The 13,296-nt window shown below is 71.8% G+C and carries 19 protein-coding genes; 6 read left to right on the top strand and 13 right to left on the bottom strand.

What is annotated here, in order from left to right; genetic code table 11:
• Position 1: 1 nt before the first annotated feature.
• Genes ACGFMK_RS29895 through ACGFMK_RS29905 form a run of 3 tightly spaced genes read right to left on the bottom strand, consistent with a single transcriptional unit; the run spans position 2 to position 2,255 of the window.
• Positions 2-988 (bottom strand): transporter, encoded by a 987-nt coding sequence (locus ACGFMK_RS29895; protein WP_392770054.1) that lies wholly within the window; start codon positions 986-988, stop codon positions 2-4.
• Positions 985-1,866, bottom strand: a complete 882-nt coding sequence (locus ACGFMK_RS29900) for an ABC transporter ATP-binding protein (RefSeq protein ID WP_392770056.1) — start codon at positions 1,864-1,866, stop codon at positions 985-987. The genes ACGFMK_RS29895 and ACGFMK_RS29900 overlap by 4 nt, the downstream gene beginning before the upstream one ends.
• Complete coding sequence (locus ACGFMK_RS29905) at positions 1,863-2,255, bottom strand: GntR family transcriptional regulator (RefSeq protein ID WP_392770057.1); 393 nt, start codon at positions 2,253-2,255, stop codon at positions 1,863-1,865. The genes ACGFMK_RS29900 and ACGFMK_RS29905 overlap by 4 nt, the downstream gene beginning before the upstream one ends.
• A 429-nt stretch (positions 2,256-2,684) precedes the next feature.
• Between ACGFMK_RS29905 and ACGFMK_RS29910 the strand changes: the two genes are divergently transcribed.
• Entirely contained in the window at positions 2,685-3,302 is a 618-nt protein-coding gene (locus ACGFMK_RS29910; RefSeq protein ID WP_392770062.1) for a class I SAM-dependent methyltransferase, read from the top strand.
• Here ACGFMK_RS29910 and ACGFMK_RS29915 read toward each other — a convergent pair.
• The 3 genes from ACGFMK_RS29915 to ACGFMK_RS29925 form a co-directional block, all read right to left on the bottom strand.
• Positions 3,299-3,685 carry a nuclear transport factor 2 family protein gene (locus ACGFMK_RS29915; protein WP_392770065.1) on the bottom strand — a complete coding sequence of 129 codons (387 nt, stop codon included), beginning with the start codon at positions 3,683-3,685 and terminating at the stop codon, positions 3,299-3,301. The two genes, ACGFMK_RS29910 and ACGFMK_RS29915, sit on opposite strands and share 4 nt — an antisense overlap.
• Positions 3,682-3,954: a hypothetical protein gene (locus ACGFMK_RS29920; RefSeq protein ID WP_392770067.1), complete on the bottom strand. Its 273-nt coding sequence runs from the start codon at positions 3,952-3,954 to the stop codon at positions 3,682-3,684. The genes ACGFMK_RS29915 and ACGFMK_RS29920 overlap by 4 nt, the downstream gene beginning before the upstream one ends.
• Before the next feature lie 107 nt (positions 3,955-4,061).
• A complete protein-coding gene (locus ACGFMK_RS29925; RefSeq protein ID WP_392770069.1) occupies positions 4,062-4,970 on the bottom strand; it encodes an SDR family NAD(P)-dependent oxidoreductase in 909 nt (302 codons plus the stop codon).
• A 135-nt stretch (positions 4,971-5,105) separates the two neighbouring features.
• On the opposite strand from ACGFMK_RS29925, the gene ACGFMK_RS29930 reads away from it, so the two are divergent.
• The gene (locus ACGFMK_RS29930) at positions 5,106-5,774 is read left to right on the top strand and encodes a TetR family transcriptional regulator (protein ID WP_392770072.1); all 669 of its coding nucleotides are present in this window, start codon (positions 5,106-5,108) and stop codon (positions 5,772-5,774) included.
• Positions 5,775-5,783: 9 nt separating this feature from the next.
• Here the strand turns inward: ACGFMK_RS29930 and ACGFMK_RS29935 are convergent, their stop codons facing one another.
• Entirely contained in the window at positions 5,784-6,362 is a 579-nt protein-coding gene (locus tag ACGFMK_RS29935) for a TetR family transcriptional regulator (protein ID WP_392770075.1), read from the bottom strand.
• A gap of 97 nt (positions 6,363-6,459) precedes the next feature.
• Here ACGFMK_RS29935 and ACGFMK_RS29940 point away from each other — a divergent pair, with 97 nt between their 5' ends.
• Positions 6,460-7,356, top strand: coding sequence for an SDR family oxidoreductase (locus ACGFMK_RS29940; protein ID WP_392770077.1), 897 nt, complete (start codon positions 6,460-6,462; stop codon positions 7,354-7,356).
• A gap of 48 nt (positions 7,357-7,404) precedes the next feature.
• Here ACGFMK_RS29940 and ACGFMK_RS29945 read toward each other — a convergent pair whose 3' ends face one another.
• Positions 7,405-8,253: an SDR family oxidoreductase gene (locus tag ACGFMK_RS29945; protein ID WP_392770080.1), complete on the bottom strand. Its 849-nt coding sequence runs from the start codon at positions 8,251-8,253 to the stop codon at positions 7,405-7,407.
• 117 nt (positions 8,254-8,370) lie between these two features.
• On the opposite strand from ACGFMK_RS29945, the gene ACGFMK_RS29950 reads away from it, so the two are divergent.
• Together ACGFMK_RS29950 and ACGFMK_RS29955 are read left to right on the top strand one after the other, a co-directional pair.
• Positions 8,371-8,775 (top strand): winged helix-turn-helix transcriptional regulator, encoded by a 405-nt coding sequence (locus tag ACGFMK_RS29950; protein WP_392770082.1) that lies wholly within the window; start codon positions 8,371-8,373, stop codon positions 8,773-8,775.
• A gap of 65 nt (positions 8,776-8,840) precedes the next feature.
• Positions 8,841-9,851: a TerC/Alx family metal homeostasis membrane protein gene (locus ACGFMK_RS29955; RefSeq protein WP_392770086.1), complete on the top strand. Its 1,011-nt coding sequence runs from the start codon at positions 8,841-8,843 to the stop codon at positions 9,849-9,851.
• Here the strand turns inward: ACGFMK_RS29955 and ACGFMK_RS29960 are convergent.
• The 4 genes from ACGFMK_RS29960 to ACGFMK_RS29975 form a co-directional block, all read right to left on the bottom strand.
• Positions 9,781-10,437: a hypothetical protein gene (locus tag ACGFMK_RS29960; RefSeq protein ID WP_392770088.1), complete on the bottom strand. Its 657-nt coding sequence runs from the start codon at positions 10,435-10,437 to the stop codon at positions 9,781-9,783. The two genes, ACGFMK_RS29955 and ACGFMK_RS29960, sit on opposite strands and share 71 nt — an antisense overlap.
• Before the next feature lie 180 nt (positions 10,438-10,617).
• Positions 10,618-11,202 carry a sigma-70 family RNA polymerase sigma factor gene (locus ACGFMK_RS29965; RefSeq protein WP_392770091.1) on the bottom strand — a complete coding sequence of 195 codons (585 nt, stop codon included), beginning with the start codon at positions 11,200-11,202 and terminating at the stop codon, positions 10,618-10,620.
• 93 nt (positions 11,203-11,295) lie between these two features.
• Complete coding sequence (locus tag ACGFMK_RS29970) at positions 11,296-11,823, bottom strand: hypothetical protein (protein ID WP_392770093.1); 528 nt, start codon at positions 11,821-11,823, stop codon at positions 11,296-11,298.
• A gap of 31 nt (positions 11,824-11,854) precedes the next feature.
• On the bottom strand, positions 11,855-12,208 hold the full coding sequence (locus tag ACGFMK_RS29975; protein WP_392770096.1) for a hypothetical protein: 354 nt from the start codon (positions 12,206-12,208) through the stop codon (positions 11,855-11,857).
• 76 nt (positions 12,209-12,284) lie between these two features.
• Between ACGFMK_RS29975 and ACGFMK_RS29980 the strand changes: the two genes are divergently transcribed.
• On the top strand, positions 12,285-12,914 hold the full coding sequence (locus ACGFMK_RS29980; protein ID WP_392770098.1) for a TetR/AcrR family transcriptional regulator: 630 nt from the start codon (positions 12,285-12,287) through the stop codon (positions 12,912-12,914).
• Between the two features lie 31 nt (positions 12,915-12,945).
• On the opposite strand, the gene ACGFMK_RS29985 is transcribed toward ACGFMK_RS29980, so the two are convergent.
• Positions 12,946-13,296 (bottom strand): adenylate/guanylate cyclase domain-containing protein (locus tag ACGFMK_RS29985; protein ID WP_392770100.1); only part of this gene is annotated, 351 nt, incomplete at its 5' end.

Here is a 13,296-nt window from a genome sequence, read left to right on the forward strand (position 1 = left end):
ATCAGGACAGGTGGCGGACGCGCCGGTAGCAGAACCAGGTGAGCAGCGCCGAGATGGCGAGCAGCAACGCGAGTTCGAGCCACTGCAGCGGCCAGAACCGGGAGCCCGGCTGGTAGGTCAGGCGCTGGTGGTAGCCGTGGGTGTCCAGCTGCGCCAGGCAGGCGTTGACGCCCCGCGGGTCCGGCGGTCCCGCGTCCCGGCCCGGGTGCGGCATGCAGACCTGGACGAAGTCGGGCAGCGGGCTGACCGCGTTGCCCGCCGGGTCCACGGTTTCGTTCGCCAGCAACCAGACGCCGGGCGGGCTCGCGACGCCGATCTCCTCGACCCCGGAGCCGTTCCCGATGATGTTCGTGACGTCCGAGTCCGCGATCGCGACGTCCTGCTGCACGGCGGGCAGGAGGTACGGGCGCACGAACAACGGGACCGCGATCAGCACGGCGGCGAGCACGACGAGGGTGACGGCCATGGCGGCCACGGTCCGCCGCAGCACCATCCCGACGGCGACACCGAGCACGAGCGCGAAGACCGCGTAACCGATCGGGACGATGCCGCGCGCGGCGAACACGACCGGTGAGATGCGGGAGAGCGTCTCGCCGTCGGTCGCCGAGGCCGCGAGCGTGTCGATCGGGGACGCCCACCACGTGACCCCGAGGCTCAGCAGCCCGGCCGCCAGCGCCGCGGCCGGCACGCCGACCGCGAGCTTGGTCGTGAGCCACCGCTTGCGGGTGATGCTCTGGTTCCAGACCAGGCTGTGCGTGCTGTGCTCCAGCTCGCGCGTGATCATCGGCGCGCCCCAGAAGAGGCCGATGGCCGCGGGCAGCAGGTAGAGCACGAGGATCGTGCCGCCGTAGAGCACGTCCTGGTCGGAGAAGTTCGTGCGGCCCACCAGTTCCGGGCCGGTGATCGCGAGGAGCACGCCGATCACGATCAGTGCGGCGTACACCGTAAGGGCGGGGACGCGGAGCTGGCGCCAGGCCAACCAGGTCATCGGAGCACCTCCAGGGCGGGGCGGGCGGCGGACGGGTTGCTCATGTACTCGAGGACCAGGTCCTCCAGGCCGATCTGCCCGACCGTCCACACGGGATCGAGGATCGGCGCCTCGGTGCGGACGAGCACCGTGGTCTGGCGGTCGGTGTGCTTCGCGGAGACGACGTGCTGCTCCGCCGGCAGCGTGTCGACGTCGCGCAGCGGCCCGGACAGGCGGTGGTGCGTGGCGAGCAGCTCGTCGACCTCGCCGATCACCCGGACCTGGGAGGCCACCAGCACGACGAGGTGGTCGCAGACCCGCTCGAGGTCGTTGACCAGGTGCGAGGACATCACGACGGACAGCCCGTCTTCGGCGACCGTCTCCATGAGGTCCTGCAGGAACTCCCGGCGCGCCAGGGGATCCAGCGCCGCGACCGGCTCGTCGAGCAGCAGCAGCTCGGGGCGTTTCGCGATGCCGAGGGTGAGCGCCAGCTGGGCGCGCTGGCCGCCGGACAGCTTGCCGGCGGGCTGTTTCGGGTCCAGGCCGAGCCGTTCGATCCGCTTCTTCGCGAGCGCGGCGTCCCAGCGCGGGTTGAGGTGGGCGCCGAACCGCAGGTGCTCGTCGATCGTCAGCCCCGGGTAGACGGGCGTGTTCTGGGCGACGTACCCGACCTTGGCCAGCTGGTCCGGCCCGGAGCCGGGCACCCCGCCGCACACCTCGATCGTGCCGGTGGTCGGCTCGAGCATGCCGGAGGCGATGTTCAGCAGGGTCGACTTGCCGGCGCCGTTGGGGCCGACGAGCCCGGTGACGTGACCGGCCTCGATCTCGAGCGTGCAGCCGCTCAGCGCCCATTCGCGCTTGTACTTCTTGCCCAGTCCCTGGGCACGCAGGACGGTCACGCTATGTCCTCTCTTGCGGAGTCGCGAAACGTGGACATCAACAGGGCCTCGATGCTCTCTTCGTCGAGACCGGCCTTGCGGGCCTGGGAAAGCCAGCGGTTCAGGTCACGGCGCAGCGGCCCGAGCGCCGCGAACGAAACGTTGCCGAGCGTCGCGGTCACGAACGTGCCGACGCCGGGCCGCGCCGAGACGAGGCCGTCGTGCTCCAGCTCCCGGTAGGCCTTGAGCACGGTGTTCGGGTTGATCGCGAGGTCCGCGACCACGTCCTTGACCTTCGGGAGCTGGTCTCCCTCGTCCAGCAGCCCCAGCCGCAGCGCGTGCCGCACCTGCTGGACCAGCTGCTGGTACGGCGACAGGCCAGACCGGGCGTCCAGGTGGAATTCGATCATCGGCAACTCCATTTAACTAGGTGACTAGTACTATAGCTAAACAGGGCTTGCCGGGCTAGAGGGTTTTGCCGGTACAGGTCGCGAGGCTGCCGGGCCGCAACCTGCCGCAGAGATCGGCGCCGAGCACGAGGCGCGGCCGCGCGATGGTTCGCCGGGGTGCCCGCGACCGTCTCAGATTGAGACCCGGGCACCGCGCTCGCGTGTGCTGTGATCAGGGCCGTGGAAAGCCTTGCCGTACAAGGGAACGGGGGTGCCGGATGCCGGACACCATGAGGGAGAGCCGCCCGGTCGTGGACGACGAGCGCCGACCCGGACCCGCCGACGACACGCACCTGGTGTGCCTCGAACGCGCCCGCCGGACGCCGGCCCTCGCGGGCTGGCAGCTCGACACCGACCCCGAAGGCCGACGTTTCGTGGTTCCCTGGGGGCATGACGAAGGCGGAGCGCTGGACCCGGTACTGGGACCGCAAGTCCGCGACGTACGACGCGGAGATGGGGATCTGGGACCGCCGCCTCTTCGGTGACTCGCGGGAGTGGGCCTGCGGGCAGGCGACGGGCGAGGTGCTCGAGGTCGCCGTCGGGACCGGGCTGAACCTGCCCTGTTATCCCGCCGACGTCGTGCTGACCGGGCTCGACCTGAGCGCCGGGATGCTCGACATCGCCCGGGAACGGGCGCGCGGGCTCGGTCGCGAGGTGACGCTGCGGGAGGGCAGCGCGGACGGGATGCCGTTCGCCGACGCGTCCTTCGACACCGTGGTGTGCACCTTCGGGCTCTGCGCGATCCCGGACCACGTGGCGGCGGTGGGGGAGATGGTCCGGGTCCTGCGGCCCGGCGGGCGGCTGATCCTGGTGGACCACGTCGCGGCTTCGCCGTGGGTGGTGCGGGTGATGCAGTGGCTGGTGGAGCTGGCCAGCGTGCCGCTGGCCGGTGAGCACTTCCGGCGCCGGCCGTCGAAGGAGGTCGAAGCCCGCGGGCTGCCGGTGGAGCGGCGGGAGCGGTTCAAGCTGGGGTTGGTCGAGCGGCTGGTCGCGCGCAAGCCCGGCTAAGCGGCGGAGATCGGCTCGGCCAGCGCGGCTCGCGCGGGCGACGCTGGGAACGGATCGGCGAAGTACTGCGTTTCGTGCGTCACGAAGCCGCCGGTGAACTCCATGACGCTCACCGAGTGGGTGGCCGCGCCGTCGTAGGTGATCACGCACTCGCTCACCCAGAAGTCACCGCCGCCCGAGATCCGGGAGATCGTGAAGTGCCGCTCGGCCGGGTGGCCGCCGCGTTGCGCCCGGATCTTCGCGCGGCCCCGGAAGCGCTCCCCGGACTGCGGGTAGTCCAGGATCGCGTCCTCGGCGTAGATCGCGTGCTCGGTGTCGATGTCCCCGCGTTCGGACGCCGTCCAGTGCTCCGCGATCCGGGCGCGCGTTTCGGCGTCGCTCACCAGGCGGTCCCGCTCAACCGGTCCGCTTCGGTCGTCCACAGCCAGGCCTCGTGGAGGGCGGCGATGAGCCGCTCGTCGTCCTCCTCGGAGGGCTCGTCGCCCATCGGCAGCCAGGTCTCGTCGACCGGCGCCCCGTCGTGCTTGCGCTCGAGGAGGATCCCGAGGTACTCGAATTCCTCCGCGGGGGCCTGTTCGGCCTCCCCGTCCCCTAGGCTGACGTGACGCGGCCGAGCGGCCACATCGACCCGCCGAGCTCGACGATCGGTCATCGGCACCCCAGCCTTCTCCGCGCGATACTGGAAAGTCGCGGGAAGGCCGGGCGCCGTTACACCGATGACGGTCGAAATACCCTCACCCGGATCGGATTCGTGGTGTATCAGCCGACGGGGAACTTCACCCCGGTGAGCTCCTCCGAGACGGTCCACAGCCGCCGCTGGGTCGCGACGTCGTAGGACTGCCGGCTGGAGGCGACCACCTTCGGGTACCCGCGGGACTCGCCCAGGCCGTCCGGGCCGTAGTACTGGCCGCCGAGGGCGCCGGGGTCGGTGGCGGCCCGCAGGAGGGGCAGCGCGCCGTGCGCCGAGTCGTGGGTGAACAGGGGAGCGGCCACGGAGAAGAGCCCGCGCAGGGCCGCCGGGGTGTGGCGCATCAGCTCGGTGCGGGCCACGCCGGGGTGGGCGGCGAGGGCGACCGTGGTGCCGTGCGGCGCGAGCCGGCGCTGCAGCTCGTAGCCGAACATCAGGTTGGCGAGCTTCGACTGCCCGTAGGCCGCGACCCGGTCGTAGGAGTTCTCCCACTGCAGGTCGTCGAAGTGGATCGCGGCGCGGATGCGGTGGCCCTGGCTGGCGACCGCCACCACCCGCGAGCCGGGGACCGGCAGCAGTAGGTCCAGCAGTAGGCCGGTGAACGCGAAGTGCCCGAGGTGGTTGGTGCCGAACTGCAGCTCGAACCCCTCGCGGGTGGTCTGGCGCGGCGGGTACATCACGCCGGCGTTGTTGACCAGCAGGTCGATCTTCGGCAGCGCGGCGTGCAGGTCGGCCGCGGCGGCGCGAACCGAGTCGAGTGACGCGAGGTCCAGCTCCTGCACGGTGACGTCGGCACCCGAGCCGAGGCGGCTCGCGGCCTGCTTGCCCTTTTCGACGTCGCGCACGGCCAGCACCACCGATGCCCCGCGCTCGGCGAGCACCCGGGCGGTCTCGAACCCGAGTCCGGTGTTGGCCCCGGTGACGACGGCCACCCGGCCCGTCTGGTCCGGGACGTCGCGGTCGGTCCAGTTCTTGCCCATGTCGGTTCCCCTTGGTCGGGTCCGGCCCTTGCGGACCGGCGGTCTGTTATGTCTTCGACGCTAAGGAACCGGCGGTCTATTGTCAAGAGACCGCCAGTCTTTAACTTGGGGCGCCCGGCGGTTACCCTGTGTGGCATGACGTTCCAGCGAGCGCGCAGCGCGGAGCAGCGGGAGGAGCGGCGCCGCACGATCCTCGACACGGCGCTCGGGATGCTCGACGAGATGCCGGTGGCCGAGGTGACCCTCAACGAGCTCAGCCGCCGGGTCGGGCTGGCCAAGTCGAACGTGCTGCGTTACTTCGAATCCCGCGAGGCCGTGCTGCTCGAACTGCTGGACCGGGCGCTCGGGAGCTGGCTCGCCGAAGTGGCCGTGGAGCTGGCCGACGGTGTCGACCTGAGCCTGTCCGCCCGGGAGCGGGGTGACCGGTTCGCGGCGGTCGTGGCCCACTCGCTGGCGAAGCACGCGGTGCTGTGCGACCTCATCGGCGCGCAGGCGGGTGTCCTGGAGCACAACGTGTCCGTCGACGTAGCTGTGCGCTATAAGCGGTCGGCCCTCGTCGGTCTCGACGAGATCGCCGGTCTCATCCACCGGTACGTGCCCGAGACCGGGGACGAAGCCAAGTCGGTGTGCTTCCTGGCGATGATCCTGACCGGCGGCCTGTGGACGCAGTGCCGGCCCTCGGCCGGCATGCTCGCCGCTTACGAGCTGGACCCGGCGCTGGCCGAGTTTCGCGTGGAGCTGGCGCCCGCGCTGGAGCACGGCCTCGCCACGCTGATCGCGGGAGCTGTCGCGCGGAGCGGCTGACCCGCCCGGTCAGGCCGTCGGCGGCCCGGCGCTGATGGTGCGCAGCTCGCCGAGCACGCTGTCGGCGATGTCGGCCAGTGACCGCTCTTCGCCTTCGCGGATCCACTGCCCGAAGGCGATCCCGAACACCGTCACCGCCGTCTGCGCCGCGAGGGTGGCCGCCGGGTCGGTGACGCCGCGGGCCCGGAGCGCGTCGGCGAGGGTGGTGGCGAGGCCGGCCAGCTTGTGCAGTTCCCGTTCCTGCAGCGCCGGATTCCGGTCGATCACGGACTGGCGGGTGCGGGAGTACGGCCGGCGCTCGTCCGGGAAGAACACCGTCGCGGCGCGCAGCGCGGCCGCGACGACCTCGAGCGGGGACGCGTCCGGCGGTGCGGCGTCGACCCCGTCGAGGAACGCCTGGGCGAACAGCTGCTGGCCGTGGAAGAGGACCTCGCGCTTGTCGCTGAAGTGGCGGAAGAAGGTGCGCTCGGTCAGCCCGACGGACTGCGCGATCTCCGCGGCGGTCGTCTCTTCGAAGCCGCGCTCGGCGTACAGCTCGAGCGCGGCCCGCTGCAGCCGTTCCGGGGTTCCCGGTTCCCAACGCACCATGGTCCCGAGTCTAGTGATGACAGCGGCTGACTTCAGGGCGTATGGTCGATGTCAGTGACCGACATCAGTCACTGACATCATCGAAGGAGCTCACCTCATGCGCGTTTTCGTCACCGGAGCCTCGGGCTGGATCGGCTCCGCCGTCGTCGGCGACCTGATCGCCGGCGGCCACGAGGTCACCGGGCTGGCCAGGTCCGACGCGTCGGCCGCGGCCGTCGAGGCGAAGGGCGCCCGCGTCCGCCGCGGCGACCTCGACGACCTGGACGGCATCCGCGCCGGCGCGGCGGACGCCGACGCCGTCATCCACCTCGCGAACAAGCACGACTTCGCGAACCAGGCCGTGTCGAACGCGGCCGAACGGGCCGCCGTCCAGACGATCGGCGAAGCCCTCGAAGGGACCGGCCGCCCGTTCCTGCTGGCCTCCGGGATCGCCGCGCTCACCCAGGGCCGGCCGGCCACCGAGGACGACGCGTCCCCGTTCCACGGCCCGGACTCCCCGCGCGGCGGCAGTGAAAACCTGGCGCTCGAGTTCGCGGCTCGCGGGGTGCACCCGGTGAGCCTGCGGTTCTCGCCGACCGTCCACGGCACCCGCGACCACGGGTTCATCGCGGTCCTCTCGGCGATCGCCCGCGTGAAGGGCGTTTCCGGTTACCCCGGCGACGGGACCAACCGCTGGGCCGCCGTGCACGTGGCCGACGCCGCCCGCCTCGTCACCCTCGGCCTCGAGAAGGCGCCCGCGGGCAGCCGGCTGCACGCTGTCGCCGAGGAGGGCGTGCCGACCCGCGAGATCGCGGAGGCCATCGGCCGCGCGTTCGACCTGCCGGTCGCCTCCGTCGCGGCCGAAGACGTCCAGGACCACTACGGCTGGATCGGCGGCTTCTTCGCCATGGACCTCGCCGCGACCAGCGTGCAGACGCGCGAGCTGCTCGGCTGGGCGCCCACCGGCCCGACCCTCGTCGAGGACCTCGACGGGGGCGCGTACTCGGTGCGATGAAAGCGTTTCCTGACGGCGTGACCCCGGGGGCCACGCCGTCAGGGGCCTTCAGTTCTTGACGAGCGCGGCGACGGCGTCGGCCAGCGGGGTCGTCGGACGGCCGATCAGGGTGCTCAGGTCGCCCGTGGTGGTGGCCAGTTCGCCGTCGCGGATGCCGCGGTCGGCGTCGACGAGCATGTCGGCCACCGGCTCGGGCAGGCCCGCCGCGACGAGCAGCTCCCGGTGCCGCGCCGGGGAAACGTCCTGGTAGGTCACCGGCTTTCCGGCGGCTTCGGTGATCGCCGCGGCGAGCTCGGTGTAGTTCCACGGGGTGTCGCCGGCGAGCTCGTAGGGCTTCCCGTCGTGCCCGTCGGCGGTCAGGACGGCGACGGCCGCTTCGGCGTAGTCGGCTCGCGGGACCGCGCCCAGGCGGGCGTCACCGGCGCTGCCGGTGAACGATCCGGTGGCCAGCGCCTGCTGCACCGTCTGGGCGTAGTTCTCGGTGTACCAGCCGTTGCGCAGGAAGGTGAACGGGATGCCCGCGTCGCGGATCAGCTGCTCGGTCGCCTTGTGGTCGGGCGCGACGAACAGCTTCGTCGTGTCGGCGGCCAGGACGCTGGTGTAGGCGAGGTGGCGCACGCCCGCCTCCTGGGCGGCCTTGACGACCGCTTCGTGCTGGGAGAGCCGCTGTCCGGGGGTGCTGCTGGAGATCAGCAGCACCTTCTCCGCGCCCGCGAAGGCGGCCGCGAGGGTTTCGGGCCGGTCGTAGTCGGCCTCGCGGACCTGCGCGCCCCGGGCCGCGAGGTCTTCGGCCTTGCGGGGGTCGCGCACGGCGGCGACCACCGGGCTGTTCTTGGCGAGCAGGCCGTCCACGACCAGTCGGCCGAGGTGTCCGGTGGCGCCGGTGACCACGATCATGCGTAGCTCCTCAAGTCTGATTGCTTACTTTGAGAGTGTACTAACTTTGAGAAAGTGCAAACCGATGGTGAGTACCGTCACTGGGGATCGTACGGTGCGCCCGGTACCGTGAGAGGTATGACGGAAGCGCCGGAATGGGTGGACGAGCACGGGCGAGTGCTGTTCGACGTCTTCGCCCAGGCGTGCACGTCCCGCTCCACGCTCGAGCACATCACCGGGCGGTGGGGGATCCTCGCGATGGCCGCCCTCCACGACGGCACGTTCCGGTTCAACGCGCTGCGCCGCCGTGTCTCGGGCGTCAGCGAGAAGATGCTGGCGCAGACCCTGCAGGCCCTGGAACGTGACGGTTTCGTGCTGCGCGAGGCGCAGCCGACCATCCCGCCGAAGGTCGAGTACAGCCTCACCCCGCGCGGCCGCCGCACGGCGGACCTGCTCGTCACCCTGATCCGCGACGTCGAGGGTCAGATGCCGGACGTGCTCGCCGCGAACGAGGAGTACGACGCCCGGCGCTCGGAAGGCTGACCGGAACCGTCCACAGTGGAGTCCGGGTGCGCGGTGGCGCGCTTCCCCTTAGGATCGCGGCAAGGATGCCCGAGCGGGGGAGCGGAATGGACATCGGCGCCGGCACCTGGCTGATCACCCTGGCCGTGATCCTCGGCCTGCTCGCCCTCGACCTGGTGCTCGCCGCGGTCCGGCCGCACCGGGTCGGGTTCCGCGAAGCGGTGGCGTGGTCGGTGGGCTACATCCTCGTCGCGGTGGTCTTCGGGGTGTGGCTGACGCTGGCGCACGGCGGCGAGTTCGGCACCGAGTACTTCGCCGGCTACATCGTCGAGAAGAGCCTGTCGGTCGACAACCTGTTCGTGTTCGTCATCATCATGACCACGTTCGCCGTCCCGGAGGAACACCAGCACAAGGTGCTCACCTTCGGGATCGTGCTCGCCCTGGTGATGCGCGGGATCTTCATCGCGGTCGGCGCCACGCTGCTTTCCCTGTTCTCCTTCATGTTCCTGCTGTTCGGCCTGCTGCTGATCTACACCGGGGTGCAGCTGTTCCGCCACCGCGACGAGGATCCCGACGTAGAGAACAACATCGTGGTCCGCACGGCCCGCCGGGTGCTGCCGCTGTCGGAGGACTACGACGGCGGCCGGCTGACCACCAAGGTGGCGGGCCGGCGGCTGGTGACGCCGCTCGTGGTGGTGCTCGTCGCGATCGGCGGCGTCGACCTGCTGTTCGCCCTGGACTCGATCCCGGCGGTCTTCGGCGTCACCGACGAGCCGTACATCGTGTTCGCCGCCAACGCGTTCGCGCTGCTGGGCCTGCGCGCGCTGTACTTCCTCGTCAAGGGGCTGCTCGACCGGCTCGTCTACCTCTCGACCGGGCTCGCGGTGATCCTCGCGTTCATCGGCGTGAAGCTGATCCTGCACTGGGCGCACGTCGACATCGACGACGGCTTCCCGGAGATCCCCACCCCGCTCAGCCTCGGCGTGATCCTCGGCATCCTCGCCGTGGTCACGGTGGCCAGCCTGCTCAAGACCCGCCGGGACCCGGGTGCGAAGGCGCACCCGGGCTCCCTGCGGGGCTCGGATCCCGAACCCTGACGCTCAGCCGATCACGTGCGTGGTCCAGTTCTTCTCGTCGGGCCCGAGCAGGGTGATCCGGTCGAGCAGGCCCTGGAGGCCGCCGATCGGGTCCAGCCCCGCGGCCGCCGGGCGGTCGACGGTGACGCACGCCTTCAGCCCGTTCTTCGTGGTGCACTTCGGGTTGCCCCTCTTCGGCGGGAACCCCCCCGGGCGGCGCGACCTCGATCACCACGGTGGCGCCGTTGACCGAGTAGTACAGCTGCAGCTTCCACGGCGTGCCGTCCTGGTCGGGCCGCCGCCACAGCTGCCCGTCGGCCAGGTGGAACCCCGGCGGCAGGCTGCTGACGTGCAGGGGCAGCGGCACGGGCTTGTTCCCGAAGGTGACTTCGCCCGCGACGCGCAGCAGCGACTGCCGCACCTCCGGGAAGTCGAGGTAGTACCCGTGCAGCTCGGCCCAGCGGCCGTCCGCGGTCAGCCAGCGCAGGTAGGCGTCACCGCCGTTGATCGGGTCCCCGGGGTTGGCCGTGACCCAGTAGCCGGTCCGGTCGCCGATCCGCGCCGGGACGTGCCAGGTCGCCCCGGCCGATGGCCAGCGAGTAGTCACCGTGCGCGCCGACGCCGTATTCGACGCCGGTGAACGCGGTGGGCAGCCAGCCGAAGCTCGCCTTGGCCACCAGGGGGTCGTCGGTGGGTGCGGGGGCGATCGAGACCACCGGCGGCTGGGCGACGGGCGCGTGGGGGTCGGGGGAGCGGGTGAGCGTCACAGCGGTCAGGCCGCCGGCGATCACGGTCGAGGTCGAGCACCATCGGCGGGGCGGGTTCTTCGGTCAGTTCCTTCAGGCGCACGGCCAGGTCGCCGACGGTCACGCGGTTGCCTCCGGGGTGCTGAGGGACTCGGTGGGCAGCAGGCCACGCAGCGTTCCACGGCCCGGGAGGTCTGGCTCTCGACGGTGCCCGCGGAACAGCCGAGGGTCTTCGCGACCTCCCCGACCGGCAGGTCGCAGAAGTACCGGAGCACGACGGTCGCCCGCTGCCGCGGCGGCAGCAGGTCGATCGCGGCCCGCAGGTCGAGCGCCGTCTCGACGTCGGAGCGCGACGCGGGCGGCGGATCGTGGTCGGCCGCTCGCAGGTCGACCAGCCGCCACCACGACGTCCGCTGCTCGGCGAGGAAGGCGTTCACCAGCGTCCGGCGCGCGTAGCCGTCCAGGTTGCCGGCCCGGGCGGCGCGGTGCCAGTTCGTGTAGAGCAAGGCGGCGGCCGTCCGGACCAGGTCGTCGGCCCGGTGCCAGTCCCCGCAGAGCAGGTAGGCGACCTTGCACAGCCAGGAACCCCGTGTCCACGGGCACCGCGCCCATCGGCGCCACCTCACTTCTTCTCGCCTCGCTGCGGTCTGACAATCCTCTGGTGCCGCGCGGTGCCGGGGAGGTTGCACGAGAGCGTGGAAGTGGCGCCGGTCACGGAGTCAGGCCGTCGCCCTGGCCTTCCGTGGCCAGTGCACGACGAGCTCGTCGCCGGGAAGGGAACGGGACCAGGCGCCCGCCGCGGCCCGCAGCTTCCGGGCCGCGGCGAGCACGGCCGGGACGTCGACCGTGGCGTCCGGGAGCGTGCTGAGGTGCTGCTTGGCCGCCAACGTCACCCGGTGTTCGTCGGTGATCCCGCTCGACGCCAGGAACTCCACCAGACCGGCCAGCAGTTCGGCCCGCTGCAGCCGGTCCTTCCGGGCGCGGATGGCGGCGGCCGAGCGGTCGCGGGCGTGCGGTGGGCGCCGTCCGCCGAGGTGTTCCATGCTGCCGAACACCGCGCCGTCGGCCACGGCCCCCCAGAAACCGCCGTCGTCACGCAGCTCCAGCTCCACCAGGAGGTGGACCAGGTCGTGGGGCGGCTCCGGGCGGCCGATGCCTTGCCAGACCTGGTAGCGGACCCCGTCGTCACGCTCGACCACGCAGGAGGCCCGGGCTCCGTCCGGCGCCCGGGTGAACACCACTCTCATGGGTCCATGGTCACCGCCCGGGCAACCGAATTCACGGCTCCAGCCGCACCGTGACCGTCACGCCCGCCTTCGGGTCCTCGCGGGCGATCGCGTGCCCGGTGCGGTCGCCGCCGTCCAGCTCGACGGTGATCGGGCCGCCTTCGCCGGTGAAGTTGCGCCACCAGTTCTTCTTGCCGGGGATGCGGACGCCGATCACGACCGTGTCGCCCGTACGCCGGTAACCCACCGGGATGCTGAAAGTGCGGCCCGAGCGCCGTCCGGTGTAGGTCACGACCGTCAGGTGCCGCCGCACGGCCGCGCCCCAGCGGCGTGACGAGCGCAGCGCCACCACCCGGCGGTTGAACCCCTCGACCGCGCGGTCGACCAGCTGGCCGTTCGTCCTCATCGGACCTCCTTTTCGTTGCCCGCCAACGTAGCCCGACAATCGGAGAGGTCTGTCCACTTGGCGTAAAGTGAGAAGGATGAGCGCGGACCCTTCTCACCCGGCGCCGCTGCGGCGGGACGCGCGGCTCAACCGCGAGCGCATCGTCGAGGTGGCCCACGACCTGTTCGCCCGCCGGGGCCTCGACGTGCCGATGGCCGCCGTCGCCCGGCACGCGGGGGTCGGCATGGCCACGCTGTACCGCCGCTTCCCGACGAAGGAGGCGCTGGTCGGCGAGGTGTTCTCGCACCAGTTCGACACGTGCGTCGCCGTCGTGGACGACGCGCTGGACGATCCGGACCCGTGGCGCGGGTTCGTCACCGTCGTGGAGAAGGTGGGGGAGATGCAGGCGTGCGACCGCGGTTTCAGCGCCGCCGTCGCCGCCGCGTTCCCGGCCGCGACGGACGTCTCCGCGGAACGCGACCGGGCGGTGCGCCGCTTCGCCGAGCTGGTCGGCCGCGCCAAGGCGGCGGGGAAGCTCCGGCCCGACTTCGCGCTCAGCGACCTGGAGCTGGTGCTGATGGCCAACGACGGCATCGCGGCCGATGCGGGGGAAGCCACGCGGGTGGCGTCGCGGCGGCTGGTGGCCTACCTGCTGAACTCGTTCCGGGCCGAGCACGCCGGCACACCGCTGCCGCCGCCCGCGCCGCTGAGTGTCGTCAAGGGCTGACCCTGGTTTCCCGCCGGTGCAAGGACTTCGGCTAGCTCCGCAGGGTGGCCAGTGTGGTGGGACGGCTGCGGCCGCGCAGGGTGACGTCCTCGGTCGCCTTCCAGCACTCGGCCTCCTCGGCCGTCGCGGACTCGACCGCCGTCCAGGACGCCAGCAGGCGGCCGTCGGCGTTCTTCGCCAGCTCTGTCAGGCGGGCCGCCTCGTTGACCGGGTCGCCGATCACCGTGTACTCGAAGCGGCGCGGGTCGCCGACGTTGCCCGCGACCGCGTCGCCCGTCGCGACGCCGATGCCCGCCGGGCAGTCCGGGACCTCGGCGGCCAGCCGGGCGGCGATCGCGCGGCCGGCGGCCAGGGCGCACGTCGCGTGGTCGTCCAGCGGTGC

This window comes from Amycolatopsis sp. NPDC049252 (assembly GCF_043197175.1).
GTDB lineage: Bacteria > Actinomycetota > Actinomycetes > Mycobacteriales > Pseudonocardiaceae > Amycolatopsis.

Coding starts and splice junctions, on each gene's coding strand:
- ACGFMK_RS29955 (WP_392770086.1), top strand. CDS start 8,841: ATGCCCGAGCGGGGGAGCGGAATGGACATCGGCGCCGGCACCTGGCTG.
- ACGFMK_RS29905 (WP_392770057.1), bottom strand. CDS start 2,255: ATGATCGAATTCCACCTGGACGCCCGGTCTGGCCTGTCGCCGTACCAG.
- ACGFMK_RS29910 (WP_392770062.1), top strand. CDS start 2,685: ATGACGAAGGCGGAGCGCTGGACCCGGTACTGGGACCGCAAGTCCGCG.
- ACGFMK_RS29940 (WP_392770077.1), top strand. CDS start 6,460: ATGCGCGTTTTCGTCACCGGAGCCTCGGGCTGGATCGGCTCCGCCGTC.
- ACGFMK_RS29925 (WP_392770069.1), bottom strand. CDS start 4,970: ATGGGCAAGAACTGGACCGACCGCGACGTCCCGGACCAGACGGGCCGG.
- ACGFMK_RS29980 (WP_392770098.1), top strand. CDS start 12,285: ATGAGCGCGGACCCTTCTCACCCGGCGCCGCTGCGGCGGGACGCGCGG.
- ACGFMK_RS29950 (WP_392770082.1), top strand. CDS start 8,371: ATGACGGAAGCGCCGGAATGGGTGGACGAGCACGGGCGAGTGCTGTTC.
- ACGFMK_RS29970 (WP_392770093.1), bottom strand. CDS start 11,823: ATGAGAGTGGTGTTCACCCGGGCGCCGGACGGAGCCCGGGCCTCCTGC.
- ACGFMK_RS29945 (WP_392770080.1), bottom strand. CDS start 8,253: ATGATCGTGGTCACCGGCGCCACCGGACACCTCGGCCGACTGGTCGTG.
- ACGFMK_RS29895 (WP_392770054.1), bottom strand. CDS start 988: ATGACCTGGTTGGCCTGGCGCCAGCTCCGCGTCCCCGCCCTTACGGTG.
- ACGFMK_RS29930 (WP_392770072.1), top strand. CDS start 5,106: ATGACGTTCCAGCGAGCGCGCAGCGCGGAGCAGCGGGAGGAGCGGCGC.
- ACGFMK_RS29975 (WP_392770096.1), bottom strand. CDS start 12,208: ATGAGGACGAACGGCCAGCTGGTCGACCGCGCGGTCGAGGGGTTCAAC.
- ACGFMK_RS29935 (WP_392770075.1), bottom strand. CDS start 6,362: ATGGTGCGTTGGGAACCGGGAACCCCGGAACGGCTGCAGCGGGCCGCG.
- ACGFMK_RS29920 (WP_392770067.1), bottom strand. CDS start 3,954: ATGACCGATCGTCGAGCTCGGCGGGTCGATGTGGCCGCTCGGCCGCGT.